Below are 14,397 nucleotides of genomic sequence, written 5' to 3' on the forward strand. Positions count from 1 at the left end.
GCGCCGTGTGGCGGTTCAACGCTTTGTATCAATTTGGGCGTTACAGGCCTTGTTGCAGCGCCGGGTCATCCGGGTTCTGCTGTTCAAGCTGGGCCAGCAAGACCTGGACATTCTGCAACTGGCCGGTTTCTTTCCAGTAGTTGACCAGCAAGACCCGCGCCTTACGATTGGCCGGGTTGCGCTGGACGATCTCTTCCAACTGGCGCTGGGCGGCGTCCAGTTCCTGCTGGGCATGCAGGGTGGTAGCCAGGTCGTAGCGGTAATCCTGATTGTTCGGCTCCAGCTCCACCGCCCGGGACAGACTGAGCAGGGCAAAGGCGCGCTCGCCATGATGCAGCAACCACATGCCCAGGGCATGTTGCAGGTAGGCCGAATCGGGATGGGCCTGCAGTTGCTTGGCCAGGAGCTGGCGTGACTCGTCGACCTTGCCCTGTTTATCCAGCAACTCGATTTGCGCCACCACCGCCTGCAGGTTGTCTGGTTGCAGGCGCATCGCCTGTTCCAGGGCATTTTGGGCATCGGGCAGCAGCGCGCTGTGAATGTACAGGCGGGCCAGTTGAATCCAGCCTTCGGGGCTTTCGGGTTGGGCTTTGAGCAACTTCACGTATTCGTCGAGCACTTGCTGCAACGGGCCGAAATACAGGCCCAGGGTGTCGGGAGACAGCCCCAGCAAGGCATTCGCCGCAGCAAACCTTACGCTTTGCTCCGGATCGTCCAGCAGCGGCCCGAGCAACAGCGTGCGCTGGCCGCTGGGCACCAGGCCGACGATGCTGTGAATGGCTGCCTCGCGCACCATTGGCGCGTCGTTGGCCAGGTCGTTGTCCGCCAGCTTCAGGGCCTGGGGGCTGGGATAGTTGGGCAGTTCGGCATGCAGGGCGGCGCGGCGCACATCGGACAGGTCCGGGCGGCCCAGTTGTTGATACAGCACGCGGGCGGCGCCGGCTTCGCCGTTATGCGCCTGCTTCAAAGCCTTGGCGTAACCGTGGGCGATGGCCGGGGGCACAACCACCGGTGGCGTGCGGGTGAAATACCAGGAGATCAGCACAATAAACAACAGGGCGCACAGGCCGACGATGGAGTAACGGCGTGACTTTGACATGCAGGCGTCCGAAAGCTTGGCAGCTAGTGCAAAGCCATCAGCTTCGGTCAGGTGATCGCGAGTGTCAAACGCGCATCACGTCAGCACGAACTCAATCGGCTCGAGGGCCGGCGGTAGCGCGGTTTCACCGAGGGCGGCGAGAATTTCGCGCTCCAGCGTGCGGACGATGGCGTTGCAGGGCAGGTCGTTTTCGTCGAAGCCGAAGGGGTCTTCGAGGTCGTCGCCGATTTCATCCAGGCCGAAGAAGGTGTAGCTGACGATCGCGGTAAAGATCGGCGTCAGCCAGCCCAGCGGTTCGGCCATGGCGAAGGGCAGCAGAATGCAGAACAGGTAGATGGTGCGGTGCAGCAGCAAGGTGTAGGGGAAGGGCAGCGGGGTGTGTTTGATGCGTTCGCAGGAGGCCTGGACCTGGCTCAGGCCGTATAGGCGGGTTTCCAGTTGGGTGTAGCGCCAGTCGCTGATGTGGCCTTGTTCGGCCAGTTTGGAGCAGCGGGCGCCGAGGTCTTGCAGGATGCTATCGGGGAGGTTCGGGTGGGTGGCTTCGACGTTGATCCAGGGTTGGATCGCCCGGGCTTCATCTTCCAGGCGCAAGCGGGCGATCAGGCCGTGGGCGAAACCGCACAGGCCACGCAGCAGGTGTTCACGTTCAGCGGGGTTGAAGATTTGGGTTTCGCGGATCAGTGAGCGCACTTCGATGATCATTTGGCCCAGTTGTTTGCGGCCGTCCCACCAGCGGTCGTAGCAGGCGTTGTTGCGAAAGCTCATGAAGATCGATAGCGACAGGCCGAGCAGTGTGAAGGGTGTGGCGTTGACCTTGGAGAAGTAGGCCGGGTGCAGGGTTTCCACCAGCACGATGACAGAGGCCAGTAGCGTGACCAGCAGGCTGCGCAGGGCGATGCGCTTGGCGATTGAGCCTTTTAGCGAGAACAGGATGCCGAGCAGGTTGGGTTTGGGACGGACGATCATGGGCGGGCTTCTTGGGTGGCGCAGGCCTCAAGCTTAGAAGCTTGGGGGTAGAGCGTCCAATCGTCTGTGCTGACTGGGTGATTGGTCGGGTCTATCGGGGGGGGGGCTTTTGGTGGTGTACATATCCGTTATTTAGGTCATGGCTACTTAGGGTTCCGCTCTTACAGCGGGTCACTTTTGGCAAACGCCCCAAAAGTAACCAAAAGGTCTTTGCCCCACCACTCGGTGCCTCGCTTAGGCTCGGCATGCCCGCACTCCGGCACGGCTCCGCGGGCCGCCGCGACGGGCCATCCATGGCCCGGCGCGGCTAAATCGGCATCCTTGCCGATTTACCCGCTCCACCGTGCCTGCTTGCGGCCATCGTGGTTGACGGGGCCTGCAGATCAAGGTCAAAAGCAAGAGCACGGCGGCCTGAAAGCCGACCTGAGTGTTAAAAGCAAAAGCAAGGCGTAGGAGCTGGCTTGCCAGCGATGCAGGCAACTCGGTTTTCAGATACACCGAGGTGATGCCATCGCAGGCAAGCCAGCTCCCACATTGGAACCGTGCCTGCTTTAGCTTTTGATCTGGCTTTTAACACTCAAGCCGGCCTGTAGGCCGCTGTGTTCTTGATCTTGCTTGTGATCTTGATCTGACTGCCCCATTCAGCCCGAGGCCGAACGCAGGGATTGAGGAGCGGGTAAACCGGCAGGACGCCGGTTTAGCCGCGACGGGCCAGGGACGGGCCGTCGCGGCGGCCCGCGGAGCAATTCCGGAGTGAGGGCACACCGAGCCTAAGCGAGGTGCCGACAGGCGGGGCAGAGCGTTTTGGTTACTTTTGCGCTTTTCAAAAGTGACCCGCTGTAAGAGCGGAACCCATCTAAGCCATCACCCAAATAACGGATATACACCCAAACCCCACCCACAAAAACACAGCCCATTGGCCAAACCAGTCAACCAAGTTGAAGGCTTTGACCATTGCCCACCCACCGCTCTAGAGCGACTATTTCACCGGTCTACGTCCCCATCCTGAAAATAAAAAACACACAGGGATTTGAAGCGATGCGCGATTACTCGGCTGCCACCACCCAGTTCAACTACCAACACACCGTCGACGCCGCCCTGACCGGCAACCTGCAGTCACTCAATGCCTGTGTCGAATGCTGCGACCGCCACGCTTTACCCGGCCGCATCGCACTGTTCTGGGAGGGCAAGGACGGCCGCAGCAGCACCTCCACTTTCACCCAATTGCAAGACCAGGCCGCTCGCTTTGCCAACTTCCTCCTGGCCCAGGGCATCAAGCGCGGTGACAAAGTCGCCGGCCTCCTGCCACGCACCGCCGAGCTGCTGGTGGTGGTACTCGCCACTTGGCGCATCGGCGCGGTCTATCAGCCATTGTTCACTGCGTTCGGCCCCAAGGCCATCGAGCACCGCCTGAACAGCTCCGGCGCCGCGCTGGTGGTGACTGACGCCATCAACCGCCCCAAGCTCCATGAAGTGGCCGGCTGCCCAACCATCGTCACCGTCGCCGGCCCCAACGGCGAAGGCATCGTGCGGGGCGATTTCAGCTTCTGGGCAGAGCTGCCCAACTGTTCCAACGTTTGCGAGCCGGTCCTGCTGGGCGCTGAAGAGCCGTTCCTGTTGATGTTCACCTCCGGCACCACCGGCCCGTCGAAATCCCTGGCAGTCCCCCTCAAGGCCATCGTCGCGTTCCAAAGCTACACCCGCGACGCTGTAGACCTGCGCCCCGAAGATGCATTCTGGAACGTCGCCGATCCGGGCTGGGCCTACGGTATCTATTTCGGCGTGACCGGCCCTTTGTCCATGGGCCACCCGATTACGTTCTACGACGGCCCGTTCACCCTCGAAAGCACCTGCCGCGTGATCAACAAATATGGCATCACCAACCTCACTGGGTCGCCCACGGCCTACCGCCTGCTGATTGCCGGGGGCGATCAGTTCGCCAAGTCGATCAAGGGCAAGCTGCGCATTGTCAGCAGCGCCGGCGAGCCGCTGAACCCGGAAGTGATCCGCTGGTTCGCCGATAACCTCGGTGTGACCATCCACGACCACTATGGCCAGACCGAACTGGGCATGGTGCTGTGCAACCACCACGGCCTGGAACACCCGGTGCACGTCGGCTCCGCCGGTTTCGCCTCGCCAGGCCACCGCATCGTGGTGCTCGATGACCATCACCAGGAACTCCCGGCCGGCCAGCCGGGCATCCTCGCCATCGACCGCGAACAATCACCGATGTGCTGGTTCGCCGGCTACGACGGCGTGAAGACCAAAGCCTTCGTCGGCAAGTACTACCTCAGCGGCGATACGGTGGAGCTGAACCCCGACGGCAGCATCAGCTTTGTCGGGCGCAGTGACGATGTGATCACCACCTCCGGCTACCGGGTCGGCCCGTTCGATGTGGAAAGCGCGCTGATCGAGCATCCAGCGGTAATCGAAGCAGCAGTGGTGGGCAAGCCATGCCCGGAACGCACCGAGATCGTCAAAGCCTTTGTGGTGCTCAGTGAGCAGTACCGCGCCGAGCCGGCCCTGGCCGAAGAGCTGCGCCAGCACGTACGCAAGCGCCTGGCAGCCCACTCGTACCCACGGGAAATTGAATTTGTCAGTGAGCTGCCCAAGACCCCGAGCGGCAAGCTGCAACGCTTTATTTTGCGTAATCAGGAAATCGCCAAGGCCCAGGCGGCCACGGCGTAATCCCTCTTTCAAGGAAACAATGATGCAGATTGAGAACAAGGTTTTTCTGGTCAGCGGCGGCGCTTCAGGCCTCGGCGCGGCAACCGCCGAGATGTTGGTAGCGGCAGGTGCCAAAGTGATGCTGGTGGACCTGAACGCCGACGCAGTCGCCGCCCAGGCGCAAAAGCTCGGTGCGCAGGCCCGCAGCGTGGTTGCGGATATCAGCCAGGAAGCTGCTGCCGAGGCCGCGGTGCAGGCAACCGTCAGCGCCTTTGGGGGTTTGCACGGGCTGGTCAACTGCGCCGGCGTGGTGCGTGGCGAAAAGATCCTTGGCAAGAATGGCCCTCACGTTCTGGCCAACTTCGCTCAGGTGATCAACGTCAACCTGATCGGCAGCTTCAACCTGTTGCGCCTGGCAGCCGCGGCCATCGCTGAAACCGAGGCGAATGCCGATGGCGAGCGCGGTGTGATCATCAATACGGCGTCGGTGGCGGCCTTTGACGGCCAGATCGGCCAAGCGGCGTATGCTGCCTCCAAGGGCGCGATCGCCAGCCTGACCTTGCCTGCCGCCCGTGAACTGGCGCGCTACGGGATACGGGTGATGACCATCGCGCCGGGCATTTTTGAAACACCGATGATGGCCGGCATGACACCTGAAGTGCGCGAGTCGCTTGCCGCCGGTGTACCATTCCCCCAGCGCCTGGGCAAGCCAGGCGAGTACGCCGCATTGGTGCGCCATATCATTGAAAACAGCATGCTCAACGGCGAGGTGATCCGTCTCGACGGCGCCTTGCGCATGGCGGCCAAATAAGGAGGTTTTTCATGACTGATCCAATCGTTATTGTCAGCGCGGTACGTACCCCGATGGGCGGGTTCCAGGGTGACCTCAAAGGCCTGACCGCCCCGCAATTGGGTGCTGCGGCGATCCGTGCCGCCGTCGAGCGCGCCGGTATTGCCACCGATGCGGTGGATGAGGTGCTGTTCGGTTGCGTACTGCCTGCCGGCCTCGGCCAGGCGCCTGCACGCCAGGCAGCGCTGGGTGCCGGCCTGGACAAATCCACCCGCTGCACCACCCTCAACAAGATGTGCGGCTCGGGCATGCAAGCCACCATCCTGGCCCATGACTCGTTGCTGGCGGGCAGTGTGGACGTGGTGATTGCTGGCGGCATGGAGAGCATGTCCAACGCGCCGTATCTGTTGGACCGCGCCCGCAGCGGCTACCGCATGGGCCACGGCCGGGTGCTCGACCATATGTTCCTCGACGGCCTCGAAGACGCGTACGACAAGGGCCGCCTGATGGGCACCTTTGCCGAAGACTGCGCCGAGCACAATGGCTTTACCCGTGAGGCCCAGGATGCGTTCGCCATTGCCTCCCTGACCCGTGCGCAACAGGCGATCACCGACGGTAACTTCATCGCTGAAATCGTCCCAGTGCAGGTCACCGTGGGCAAGGAACAGAAAACCATCACCCACGACGAACAGCCGCCCAAAGCCAAACTCGACAAGATCGCCACTTTGAAGCCGGCTTTTCGCGAAGGCGGCACGGTGACGGCGGCCAACTCCAGCTCGATTTCCGACGGTGCGGCGGCATTGCTGCTGATGCGCGAGTCTGAAGCCCACAAACGCGGGCTCAAGCCGCTGGCGGTGATCCATGGCCACGCCGCCTTTGCCGATGAACCAGGCCTGTTCCCGGTAGCGCCGGTAGGGGCAATCCGCAAGCTGTTGAGCAAGACCGGCTGGAACCTCGACGAAGTCGACCTGTTTGAAATCAACGAAGCCTTCGCGGTGGTCAGCCTGGTGACCATGAGCAAGCTGGAAATTCCCCACAGCAAGGTCAATATCCACGGCGGTGCCTGCGCCCTGGGCCATCCGATTGGTGCGTCCGGCGCGCGGATCCTGGTGACGCTGCTCTCGGCCCTGCGCCAGAAAGGCCTCAAGCGCGGCGTTGCAGCCATTTGCATCGGCGGCGGTGAAGCCACGGCCATGGCCGTTGAATGCCTGTACTAAGGAACACCTATGCTTCCCAATGACGAACAACTGCAAATCCGCGAAGCCGCACGGCAATTTGCCCAGGAACGGCTCAAACCGTTCGCTGCCGAGTGGGACCGCGAGCATCGTTTTCCCAAGGAGGCCATTGGTGAAATGGCCGAGCTGGGCTTTTTCGGCATGTTGGTCCCGGAGCAGTGGGGCGGTTGCGACACGGGCTACCTGGCCTACGCCATGGCCCTGGAAGAAATCGCCGCCGGTGACGGCGCCTGCTCCACCATCATGAGCGTGCACAACTCCGTGGGCTGCGTGCCGATTCTCACGTTCGGCAACGATCAACAGAAAGAACAGTTCCTCACGCCCCTGGCCAGCGGTGCGATGCTCGGCGCATTTGCCTTGACCGAGCCCCAGGCCGGTTCCGATGCCAGTGGCCTGAAAACCCGCGCCCGGTTGGAAGGCGATCACTACGTATTGAATGGCTGCAAACAGTTCATCACCTCCGGGCAGAACGCCGGGGTCGTGATTGTGTTTGCGGTTACCGATCCGAGTGCCGGCAAGCGCGGTATCACTGCGTTTATCGTGCCCACCGACTCGCCGGGCTACAGCGTGGCGCGGGTTGAGGACAAACTTGGCCAGCACGCCTCCGACACCTGCCAGATCCTGTTTGAGGATGTGAAAGTGCCGGTGGCCAATCGCTTGGGCGAGGAGGGCGAAGGCTATCGGATCGCCCTGGCCAACCTCGAAGGCGGGCGCGTCGGCATTGCTTCGCAAGCGGTGGGCATGGCGCGGGCGGCATTTGAAGCGGCCCGGGATTATGCCCGCGAGCGGGAAAGCTTTGGCAAACCGATCATCGAGCATCAGGCTGTGGCGTTTCGCCTGGCAGACATGGCGACGCAAATTGCCGTCGCCCGGCAGATGGTGCATTACGCCGCGGCCCTGCGTGACAGCGGCAAGCCCGCACTGGTGGAGGCTTCCATGGCCAAGCTGTTTGCGTCGGAAATGGCCGAAAAGGTCTGTTCGCAAGCATTGCAAACCCTCGGCGGTTACGGTTACCTGAGCGACTTTCCCCTGGAGCGGATCTACCGAGATGTACGGGTCTGCCAGATTTACGAAGGCACCAGCGATATTCAACGCATGGTCATTTCACGCAATCTCTGAGGAGTATCTATGAGTTACGAAACCATTTTGCTGGACGTCCAGGGCCGTGTCGGGCTGATCACCCTCAATCGCCCGCAAGCGCTGAACGCCCTGAACGCACAGCTGGTCAGTGAACTGAACCAGGCACTGGACAGCCTGGAAGCCAACCCGGACATCGGCTGCATCGTGCTTACCGGCTCGAAAAAAGCCTTTGCCGCCGGCGCCGACATCAAGGAAATGGCCGACCTGACCTACCCGCAGATCTACCTCGATGATCTGTTCAGCGACAGCGACCGCGTGGCCAACCGCCGTAAACCGATCATCGCGGCGGTGAATGGCTTTGCCTTGGGTGGCGGGTGTGAGCTGGCGTTGATGTGCGACTTCATCCTGGCCGGTGACAGCGCCAGGTTTGGCCAGCCGGAAATCAACCTCGGCGTGCTGCCGGGCATGGGCGGCACCCAGCGCCTGACCCGCGCCGTGGGCAAGGCCAAGGCCATGGAAATGTGCCTGACCGGGCGGTTTATCGATGCCGTGGAAGCGGAGCGCTGCGGGATCGTTGCGCGGATCGTACCGGCTGATGAATTGCTGGACGAAGCATTGAAAGTCGCGACCCTGATTGCCAGCAAGTCGGTGCCCATCAGCATGATGGTCAAGGAAAGCGTGAACCGCGCGTTTGAAGTAAGCCTGTCGGAAGGCGTGCGCTTTGAGCGCCGGGTGTTCCATGCGGCGTTTGCCACACTGGATCAGAAGGAAGGCATGGCGGCGTTTGTGGCCAAGCGTGCGCCGGAGTTCAAGGACAAATAGGTCAAAATGTGGGAGCGGGCTTGCCCGCGAAGGCGGTGGTTCAGTCGATACATTCAGTGACTGACACACCGCCGTCGCGGGCAAGCCCGCTCTCACACAAGCCCCGCTCCGACAATTGTTGATGCGGTATGCCAGTTACAGTTGGTAGTTCTTAAGTTCCCGGGCTATCACCATCCGCTGGATCTCGCTGGTGCCTTCGTAAATCTGGGTAATCCGTGCATCCCGGTAGTAACGCTCCACCGGGTAATCCTCCAGGTACCCATAACCCCCATGAATCTGCATCGCCGAGGAGCACACCTTCTCGGCCATTTCCGATGCAAACAGTTTGGCCTGGGACGCTTCTGACAGGCACGGCTTGCCGGCGCTGCGCAGTCTGGCGGCGTGCAGGATCAGCAGGCGCGCCGCATTCAGGCGGGTCTGCATGTCGGCCAGCAGGTTGGCCACGCTCTGATGCTCAATGATTGCCTTGTCGAACTGCACCCGGTCGCGGGCGTAGGCCAGCGCCGCTTCAAAGGCAGCACGGGCGATGCCGAGTGCCTGTGCGGCAATTCCGATGCGCCCGCCTTCGAGGTTGGACAGGGCAATGGCCAGGCCTTTGCCGCGTTCGCCCAGCAGGTTGGTTTCAGGCACGGTGCACTGGCTGAGGGTGACCGCGCAGGTGTCCGAGGCACGAATGCCCATCTTGTGTTCCGTACGGTCCACCACGAAGCCCGGGGTGTTGGTAGGCACCAGGAACGCCGAGATACCTTTCTTGCCCAGGTCGGGGTCGGTCACGGCAAACACGATGGCCAGCTTGGCGCGCTTGCCGTTACTGACAAATTGCTTGGCGCCGTTGATCACCCACTGGCCGTCCCGCAGTTCGGCGCGGGTACGCAGGTTGTGGGCCTCGGAGCCGGCCTGGGGTTCGGTCAGGCAAAAACAACCGATGGCCTGCCCGCTGGCCAGTTCCGCCAGCCAGGTTTCCTTTTGTGCTTGTGAGCCGTAGTTGAGGATTGGCCCGCAACCTACTGAATTATGGATACTCATCAGTGCGCCGGTAGCGCCGTCACCGGCAGAAATCTCCTCCACTGCCAGGGCGTAGGCCACGTAGTCGACGTAAGTGCCGCCCCATTCCTCAGGCACAACCATGCCCAGCAGCCCCAGTTCGCCCATCTTGGCTACCAGTGCGTCATCGATCCAGCCAGCTTTTTCCCAGGCTTGGGCGTGGGGTGCGATTTCACCACGAGCAAAGTCCCGAGCCATGTCGCGGATCATTACTTGTTCTTCAGTAAATTCAATATCTTGCATGACTTAGTTCTCGTTCTTGTCGAAGTCGCAAAAGAAGCTGTCAACGTGATCGGCTGTCAACGCCTGAAGGCTCGGAGGGTTCCAGCGTGGGGCTTTGTCCTTGTCGATCAGCAGGGCGCGCACGCCTTCGATCAGGTCGCCACGGGCGAACCATTGACGGTCCAGATGCAATTCCAGGGCAAAGCATTGTTCCAGCGGCAAATGGCGCCCGCGGCGCAGCATCTCAAGGGTCACGGCCATGGCCAGCGGCGAGCGGGTGAGCATCAGGCTGGCGGTGGTCAATGCCCAGTCGTGGCTGTCGGCAACCGTGACTTGTTGCAGTTGCTCAACGATGCTCGGTACGTCCGGCAAGGCAAAGAAGTGGTCGATGGCCGGGCGCAACGCCGCCAGCGGCGCGTCGGGCAGTTGCTGCACGGCAAGGCCTGCCAGCAGGCCCTGCAGGTCTTTGAGCGGTGAGTCGTGCCATGTGAGGCGGTCCAGTTGCTGGTCAAGGTCGGCGAGCCTGGCGCTGTCGAGATACCAGTCTGCCAGCCCGCAATACAGGGCATCCGCGGCGCGAACCTGCACGCCGGTCACCCCGAGGTAAATCCCCAGCTCCCCGGGAATACGCGGCAGGAAGTAGCTGCCGCCCACGTCCGGGAAATAGCCGATGGCCACTTCCGGCATTGCCAGCCGGCTGCGTTCGGTGACCACACGCAGGTCAGCGCCTTGCACCAGGCCCATGCCGCCGCCGAGCACAAAGCCGTCCATCAGTGCCAGGACCGGCTTGCGGTAATGGTGGATAGCGAGGTCGAGCGCGTATTCCTCGACGAAGAAATCTTCGTGGAGGGTGTCGCCATCCTTGAAGCTGTCGTAGAGCGAGCGGATGTCGCCCCCGGCGCAGAAAGCCTTTTCACCGGCACCGCGCAATACCACCGCATGTACCTGGGGGTCGTCTGCCCAGGCCTGCAAATAGCGGCTGAGGCTACGGACCATGTCCAGGGTAATGGCGTTCAGGCCGGCGGGGCGATTGAGGGTCAGGTGGCCTATGTGGTTGCGTACCTGCGCCAGCACTTCGTCTTGCATGACGCCGGCGCTGCTTGCCTCGGATGAAACCTGAGCAGTCATCTCTAACTCCCTGCTTTTATTGTTCTTTATCAAGATGTTCGCGGGCGAACCCTCTCGCGATCGTACCAGTGCAAATTTGCCCAGTACAAGTCGGAATCCTGCAGGTCGTTTTTGCATTTTTGCCTTGGGTACTGCGCCGGCCCTAGCGCTGGAAGACTGCCCCGATGGCGCGCCGCCGCGCATAGCGCTCGCTGGCCTGGATCAGCTCTTCGAGCTCTTGCGGGGTCACGTCCAAAAATTGCTCGCGCTCTGCCAGTGCCTGCTTCAAGTCTTCGGCGCTGATGCCCGGATTGTCGACGGAGGTTGGCAGGAATCGCGGCGCCGGTGGCTCGATGGCACCCTTGGGGTAACGGGTCCGCGTGGCGTTGTTATAAGCCAGCGCGCAGGCCAGCAGGGTAACGGCGCCCAGCATGACAGCAGCCAGCTCCTGCCACCCCATGGCGATTGATGCGGGGTCAGCCAGCACCAGGCTCATGGCCAGCCCACCGGCAGGCGGGTGCAGGCAGCGTAGCCAGCACACCAGGATGACACTCATCCCGGCCGCCAGGCACGCGCTGCCCAACGTACGTCCCAGCACTCGGGCCACCAGCAATGCAACGACCCCGGCACACAGGTAGCTGCCCACAATCGACCAGGGCTGGGCCAGCGCCCCGGATGACACGGCAAACAGCAGCACCGCCGATGCCCCCAACGGGCCTATCAGGTGCAAGGCCACCTCCATGCCAAACACCTGGGCGCACACCCAGACACTGAACATTGTGCCCAGGGCCATGCCGATGGCGGCACGACTCCATTCGGCAGGGCGGGTATTGATGGCAGCGGGTAACCAGCGAGCGAGCATTGACAGGCGATCCATAAAAAACGGGCGAAAAAAAAAGGCTTGCCTGGTTTCCCGGAAAAGCCCTTTAAAAAGTTCCTGCATTTGGGGGAGGAACCTGTGCAGTGTGCCCACCGGCCACGGTTGCGGCCAATGCATATTAATGCAGGTCAAGTGCAGTATTTTTGCAGTAAGCCACCCTAGTCGAAGGGTATCAGGCGGATGGGGGGCGGCAGGGGGCTGCCGATTTTGCCCAGCACCCGGTCACGGGTTTCCTCGTTAATCAGCAGGTTCTGTACGTTTTCCCGCAGGGAGGGATCATTCGCCAACGGCCCCTTGAGTACCACCAGTGCATCGCGCAACTCCATGAGCCGATCCAGTTTTGGCAGCGGGAGGTAACCCACGTTTACCTTGTCGCGAGATAAGGGTGCAACGCCGTCAGAGTTGGAAGGGGCGGGTAATCGATGGTCGGACACAGAACATTCCTCTAAATGGAATAAACGGCAGTGCGAAGTGCTGTTTAAAACGTATTTATTGTTATTGCGGCTGTTTCTTTAATCACGCATGTCGGGCGTCAGGGCTGGGTGCTAGTTCCGTCGGGTGTCTTGCGAAAAGACCAGCAAGGCCCTACACCGCAACTGGGCGCTTCCGAAAATAGTTAGAAGGTATTAAATAATTAACTCACGTGGCAGGCGAGTCTACAGACGGGGACTTGGGGCGGGAAGGGGGCGTTGCGTTGCTGATTGCGGATAGGTGCGTAGGATTTTTCTCGATAGTTACTGTCCGTAAAGTTTCGAAGTTGCAAGTAGAAAGAAGTTTCTTACATGCACTTTGAATTATAACTACGGACACTACTGGCAATGGGATAAGCGGTCGGCGCTGCTTATCCCATTGCCAGGTATCAAGGTTGTGCCGTTTTGGTCAAGTGCAGCAGTACGTAGGGGTTTTTGTCGAACTGGCCGTTCAGCACCGGGACTAATGAACGAAAGCGTGGGTCGCTCAAGCCGTCATAGTCGGCCTGGCTCATGATCAGCCAGGCGGGCGCCTGCACAGGCGTCAGTTCAGCGGGCTGCTGGGTAAACAATGGCACGCGGTCGCAATCAAGGTTGACCATGAACTTGATCGCTTTCGCATCCTTGCCCAGTGCGTGCAGCACCAGCGGTGCCGGTTGTTGCTGGATCAGTGCATGGGCCTGGAGGGTAAAGGTGCGCGTGTCATACAAGCGGCGCTCCAGCGGCTCGACCATCACGATATAGGCGAGCCACGCCGCCAGGACGGCGACAAAGGCCGGGCCCAGGTAGCGAAGGCGCCGGTTGAACAGAAAACCCAGTGCCACGACCTGGAGCGCGATGAGTATGCCGAACACCGGGTTGAGGCTGCCTATCTGCTCCGGGAAGCGATGAAGCGCTACGAACAAACCGGCAATCAACAAACCGGGAATCGCCGTCCACAGCACCAGCATCAACCCGCGCAGCCCTGCGAAGAGCGTTCCGCGTGCCACCTGGAACGGATACGCGGCGATGATTGCCGCCATCGGCAACATCGGCAGTACATAACGGGCCTTTTTCGCCTGGGGTACCGATAACCCGATCATCACGATCAGGCCGGCGGCCAGGCAGTACAGCACCAGTTTCAGCGCCGGCCCGTTGTTCTCGCGAGCACCCGCCGCCACCGCAATCAGGGCCAGCACGGCCAGCGGATAAGCCGGCGCGTAGTTGCCCAGCGAACTGCTGAAGTAATACAGCACGCTGCCGGAGCCTTCGGAACCGTCCATGCGCCCGAGGAACTGCATGCGGATCACGTCCTGCATGAACGCCTCACCGCCACTGAGCTTGGCCAGCAGCAACAGCAGGCCGACACACGCAGCCAGCAACGCCAGGGCCAGCAAGCCAAAGCTGAACAATTGCCGCCATTGGCGGTTGATCAGGTAGTAGCTGCACAGCATGCCGGTGGGAACCACCAGGCCGATCGGCCCACGGATCGCGAAGCCCAGGATCAGCAGCAAAAACAGCCAGTGCAGGCGCTTGCCCGCGCCGAAGTGATCATGGGCATAACCCAGGTAAAACACCGCCAGGGCCACCGCGGCCAGCATCTGGTCGAGGGACACCGCACGGGTTTCACTGATAAAGGTACTGCTGAGTAGCAACACCGCGATGCTCAACAACGCCCAGCGCCGGGAGTAGGGCGCCGTCAGCCGGTAGATCAGCACCACGATCAGCGCCGAGGCAATGGCGGTCGGCAGCCAGGCCGTCAGGCTGGTGACCTGCCCAAAGGGCAACGACAACAGCCAGGTCATCAGCGTCGAGGTTGCCAGGTAGTCGGCATAAGGCTGGCCATAGGTCGTGGGGAAGAACCCCGGCCCATGGCGCAGCATTTCCTGGGCAAACAGCACGAAGCGCGAATCAAAGCCGATGATTGCCTGGTTCCAGTTGCCTGCGATGAACAGGACCAATGCCAGGAGCCCCAGCACCCAGGAGTGTTGGCGGATCGTTTGGTTGAGCAGGGGCGGCTGAACTTTGTCCACGTC

Annotated in this window: 12 protein-coding genes; 5 read left to right on the forward strand and 7 right to left on the reverse strand. The window is 61.4% G+C overall.

The window, feature by feature from the left end; genetic code table 11:
- Positions 1-40: 40 nt before the first annotated feature.
- Both ACZRN6_RS27945 and ACZRN6_RS27950 read right to left on the reverse strand, forming a co-directional pair.
- On the reverse strand, positions 41-1,099 hold the full coding sequence (locus tag ACZRN6_RS27945) for a tetratricopeptide repeat protein (RefSeq protein WP_464009329.1): 1,059 nt from the start codon (positions 1,097-1,099) through the stop codon (positions 41-43).
- Between the two features lie 75 nt (positions 1,100-1,174).
- Positions 1,175-2,065, reverse strand: coding sequence for a bestrophin family protein (locus ACZRN6_RS27950; RefSeq protein WP_322145266.1), 891 nt, complete (start codon positions 2,063-2,065; stop codon positions 1,175-1,177).
- A gap of 1,038 nt (positions 2,066-3,103) precedes the next feature.
- Here ACZRN6_RS27950 and ACZRN6_RS27955 point away from each other — a divergent pair.
- Genes ACZRN6_RS27955 through ACZRN6_RS27975 form a run of 5 tightly spaced genes read left to right on the forward strand, consistent with a single transcriptional unit; the run spans position 3,104 to position 8,659 of the window.
- Positions 3,104-4,753, forward strand: a complete 1,650-nt coding sequence (locus tag ACZRN6_RS27955; protein WP_464009330.1) for an AMP-binding protein — start codon at positions 3,104-3,106, stop codon at positions 4,751-4,753.
- A gap of 22 nt (positions 4,754-4,775) precedes the next feature.
- Positions 4,776-5,543, forward strand: coding sequence for an SDR family NAD(P)-dependent oxidoreductase (locus ACZRN6_RS27960; protein WP_464009331.1), 768 nt, complete (start codon positions 4,776-4,778; stop codon positions 5,541-5,543).
- An 11-nt stretch (positions 5,544-5,554) separates the two neighbouring features.
- A complete protein-coding gene (locus ACZRN6_RS27965; RefSeq protein WP_322145263.1) occupies positions 5,555-6,739 on the forward strand; it encodes an acetyl-CoA C-acyltransferase in 1,185 nt (394 codons plus the stop codon).
- A gap of 9 nt (positions 6,740-6,748) precedes the next feature.
- Complete coding sequence (locus ACZRN6_RS27970; RefSeq protein WP_464009332.1) at positions 6,749-7,876, forward strand: acyl-CoA dehydrogenase; 1,128 nt, start codon at positions 6,749-6,751, stop codon at positions 7,874-7,876.
- Positions 7,877-7,885: 9 nt separating this feature from the next.
- Entirely contained in the window at positions 7,886-8,659 is a 774-nt protein-coding gene (locus tag ACZRN6_RS27975) for an enoyl-CoA hydratase (RefSeq protein WP_322145261.1), read from the forward strand.
- Positions 8,660-8,794: 135 nt separating this feature from the next.
- On the opposite strand, the gene ACZRN6_RS27980 is transcribed toward ACZRN6_RS27975, so the two are convergent.
- The 5 genes from ACZRN6_RS27980 to ACZRN6_RS28000 form a co-directional block, all read right to left on the reverse strand.
- Entirely contained in the window at positions 8,795-9,946 is a 1,152-nt protein-coding gene (locus ACZRN6_RS27980; protein ID WP_464009333.1) for an acyl-CoA dehydrogenase family protein, read from the reverse strand.
- Positions 9,947-9,949: 3 nt separating this feature from the next.
- A complete protein-coding gene (locus ACZRN6_RS27985; RefSeq protein WP_464009334.1) occupies positions 9,950-11,053 on the reverse strand; it encodes an enoyl-CoA hydratase/isomerase family protein in 1,104 nt (367 codons plus the stop codon).
- A gap of 142 nt (positions 11,054-11,195) precedes the next feature.
- A complete protein-coding gene (locus ACZRN6_RS27990) occupies positions 11,196-11,894 on the reverse strand; it encodes an HPP family protein (protein WP_322145258.1) in 699 nt (232 codons plus the stop codon).
- Positions 11,895-12,070: 176 nt separating this feature from the next.
- Positions 12,071-12,346, reverse strand: a complete 276-nt coding sequence (locus tag ACZRN6_RS27995; RefSeq protein ID WP_416350702.1) for a type VI secretion system contractile sheath small subunit — start codon at positions 12,344-12,346, stop codon at positions 12,071-12,073.
- 425 nt (positions 12,347-12,771) lie between these two features.
- Positions 12,772-14,394: an ArnT family glycosyltransferase gene (locus tag ACZRN6_RS28000; RefSeq protein ID WP_464009335.1), complete on the reverse strand. Its 1,623-nt coding sequence runs from the start codon at positions 14,392-14,394 to the stop codon at positions 12,772-12,774.
- Between the last annotated feature and the right edge of the window lie 3 nt (positions 14,395-14,397).

The sequence above is a fragment of the Pseudomonas sp. A125 genome, assembly GCF_055409485.1.